Here is a 3,316-nt window from a genome sequence, read left to right as displayed (position 1 = left end):
CCCCCCCCCCAAGCACTGCGTGGGAGGGCAGCTCAGGCCCGAACCACACCCGACCGCCGCGTGAGTGACGCGGCAGGAATGGATGAGACATGAGCAAGAACAGCAAGGCCTACAAGGCCGCCGCTGAAAAGGTCGACCGCACCAAGCTGTACTCGCCTCTGGAAGCCATGGCCCTGGCCAAGGACACCTCCTCGACGAAGATGGATGCCACCGTCGAGGTCGCCATGCGACTTGGCGTCGACTCCCGCAAGGCGGACCAGATGGTCCGTGGCACCGTGAACCTTCCGCACGGTACCGGTAAGACCTCCCGCGTGATCGTCTTCGCCGCGGGCGAGAAGGCCACCGAGGCCGAGGCCGCCGGCGCCGACGCCGTCGGCTCCGACGACCTCATCGAGCGCATCCAGGGCGGCTGGCTCGACTTCGACGCAGCGATCGCCACCCCGGACCAGATGGCCAAGGTCGGCCGTGTGGCCCGCGTTCTCGGCCCGCGTGGTCTCATGCCCAACCCCAAGACGGGCACCGTCACCATGGACGTGACCAAGGCCGTCAACGACATCAAGGGCGGCAAGATCACCTTCCGCACCGACAAGGCCAACAACCTGCACTTCATCGTGGGCAAGGCATCCTTCACGCCGGAGCAGCTCACGGAGAACTACCAGGCCGCGATCGACGAGGTCATGCGCCTCAAGCCGTCCTCCTCCAAGGGCCGCTACCTGCAGAAGATCACCATCTCCACCACGACCGGCCCCGGCATCCCGGTCGACACGCAGGCGATCTCGAAGCTCCTCGAGGCCGGCACCGACTCGGAGTGAGCTAGCCAGCTCGGCTGAAGGCCCCGCGACCGGAATCCCCGGCGCGGGGCCTTCCCGTATTTCCGGACTTGGTCGCTTGGCCCGACGCCGGGCCCTGCCCCTGCCCACGCCCACAGCCGCGCCCCACGATGGCGTCTCGCCCGTGGGCATGTCCGCCCAGCCCGCAGCCGCTCCTCGCGATGGCGTCTCGCCCCCGCCCCGGGGCGTGCGAGACGCCATGGCGGCGTGCGGCTGTGGGGGCAGGCGCCGCCGAGGCGTGCGAGAGGTCGCTGCGGCATTCGCCCGCGCGCGATCCGCCCAGAGCAGACATGTCCTATGCCACCCGCATGACAATACCCTCGGGTATGGTTCGGCCACGCGGGCGGGAAGCGCACGGCCGGTCGACGTCGGGGGCCTTCTCTCGCCGCCGTAATTCTGAGAATTGCTGAAGTCCCGCGTATCGTCATCCTCTCCAGCGGACGTCCCCCTCGCGTCCGCGACCACCGGGAGGCGACATGCTCGCGCGGTACCTATCGATACTGGTCCTACTGCTCCTGACCGCGTCCCCGGCGGCCGCCGGGGCGTCGCCTCCGACGATCCTCTCGGGAGGCTCGCTGGCGTCCGGCAGCGCCTCTCTTTCCTCAGGTTCAGAATCGCTTACCGCAGAGCCGAACTATGATCCGGTCGATCCCGGCAGCGGAAGGCTGATCGCCTCCAGCGGCTTCGACGTGACGCGTGACGGTTTCTCCTTCGACAACTGGGGCCCCGGGAGCGACGAGCACCGGCGCAGCCTGACCCCCGCGGCCATGCAGTCACTGTTCGGCGACGACATCTGCGCGCGAATCGTCAACGGCGAGTGTGTGCTGAGCGCTCCAGGTGCCGCGCTCGAATCGGCGGCGAACGAGATGGCCGCCGGTGGCCATTGCTACGGGATGGCCGCTCTGGCGGGGCTCTTCCATACCGGTGGTCTCGACAAGGCCGACTACCTGCCGCCCGGTCAGACCGTGTTCGAGGCCCAGCCCTCCGACGCGCTCGACCGCTTGATCTCCCGCTACTGGGCAGCCCAGATCTCGAGTCCCAGCAGTACCGCGACCACACGGAACTCGGTCGCCCAGACGGTGCGGAAGCTGATGTCGGCGTGGGCTCGCGGCGACAACTTCATCCTCTCGTTCTTCGACGCCGACGGTGCGGGCGGCCACGCCGTCACCCCTATCGCCCTGCGCGACCTGGGGGCGGGGCGGGTCGGAATCGTCGTCTATGACAACAACTTCCCCGGTGTGGAGAAGATCTTCGTCACGGATCCTGTCACCGACTCGTGGTATTACACCACCGCCACCAACCCGTCCGAGCCCGCCTACCTGTACATCGGATCGCGGGCCAACCGACTCCACCTCACTCCGCTGCGGGCGACCACGCAGATCCACGAGTGTCCCGTCTGTGCCGATGCCGGTGACGAGTCCGTCACGGTGCTGGTCAAGCGGGCGCCGGGAACGGGCCACGAGAGCTCGGACGAGCCCGCCATCCGCCTGACGACTCCGGCCGGCGGGCCCGTCCCGGGTCTGAAACCGCTCGAGTTCATCAGCACCATGGACAGTTTCGCGGCCGTGGTCCCCGAGGACGCCGCGTTCGACATCACGATGGACAACGCGGGCTCCGGGCCGGCGGCCGTCTGGGATGTCACCCTCTTCGGTGACGGCTGGACGAACGAGGTCGACGGCATCTCGCTGGGCTCCGGTGACTCGGCGACCGTCTCGGTCTCGGCGGACCAGCGCCAGCTCGGCCTCCGGAGCTCCGCTCAGCTGGAGCCGGTGCTGGCCATCGCGGAAGAGCAGGCGGACTGGTCGGTGGAAGGTGTGGCCCGAGGTCTGTCGCTGGCACCCGGTACAGGGGCCTCTGTGAAGCGGCAGCTCGACGGGGATTTCGTGTTCGCCCTCGACGGCGAGGGCCCGGACGGGTCGGCGGAGATCGTCGTCCTGCGTCGGGACGTCGAGCGTGACTACCTCGTCCGGACCCCCGGGCCGGTGACGATCCCCGTCGGTGCGTCGGCCTCGGTCGCGGCGAGCACCTGGGACGGCGCCGCCTCGTTGGTCGCCCGCGTCGAGGGTGTCGGCGTCAGCCGGGAGTATCCGCTCGGGTAACCCGCCCGACGATCGCCGGCTGGTCACCGGGGCGTGAACTCGGCGACCAGCCACCGGTCGTCGTCGCGGACCAGTCCGACCTCGACCACGGTCCGGAGCACGTGTGGGATGTCGTCGGCGCCCACGGTGTGGCGGTCGAGATAGACGACGACGAGGGCCTCGTCCCCGTCCAGCGTCGCCAGTGCCGAGCCGGCCGAGCGGGCCGACGACGCCACCTGCCCGGCGGTGCTGCGCGGCACGGTGACCTCCCGACTCTGCTGCCGGAACCGGTCGAGGAACGGAGGCGCCCTCGATGCCGGTCACGCCGGTCCCCTGACAGGGGCAGGATGCGAGAGGATGGCGTCATGAGCACTCATCCGACGGCAGCGCGCCCGACCGCGGATCGCC

At 69.5% G+C, this 3,316-nt stretch carries 3 protein-coding genes; 2 read left to right on the top strand and 1 reads right to left on the bottom strand.

What is annotated here, in order from left to right; all coding sequences use genetic code 11:
* The first annotated feature begins 89 nt into the window (after positions 1–89).
* Both rplA and G6030_RS14800 read left to right on the top strand, forming a co-directional pair.
* Positions 90–812, top strand: a complete 723-nt coding sequence (gene rplA, locus G6030_RS14805; RefSeq protein ID WP_182643642.1) for a 50S ribosomal protein L1 — start codon at positions 90–92, stop codon at positions 810–812.
* 707 nt (positions 813–1,519) lie between these two features.
* Positions 1,520–2,929, top strand: coding sequence for a hypothetical protein (locus G6030_RS14800; protein WP_347238677.1), 1,410 nt, complete (start codon positions 1,520–1,522; stop codon positions 2,927–2,929).
* 23 nt (positions 2,930–2,952) lie between these two features.
* On the opposite strand, the gene G6030_RS14795 is transcribed toward G6030_RS14800, so the two are convergent.
* Positions 2,953–3,168, bottom strand: a complete 216-nt coding sequence (locus tag G6030_RS14795; RefSeq protein WP_182643640.1) for a hypothetical protein — start codon at positions 3,166–3,168, stop codon at positions 2,953–2,955.
* Positions 3,169–3,316 lie beyond the last annotated feature (148 nt).

It is taken from the genome of Dietzia sp. E1, from assembly GCF_014145015.1.
GTDB classification, from domain to species: Bacteria; Actinomycetota; Actinomycetes; order Mycobacteriales; family Mycobacteriaceae; genus Dietzia; species Dietzia cinnamea_A.
Note: the sequence above shows the minus strand (reverse complement) of the source record. Positions and strands in the feature narration are given on the sequence as shown.

What these genes read in the sequence shown, in the direction of transcription:
- rplA (WP_182643642.1), top strand. Translation starts at nt 90, where the DNA reads ATGAGCAAGAACAGCAAGGCCTACAAGGCCGCCGCTGAAAAGGTCGAC.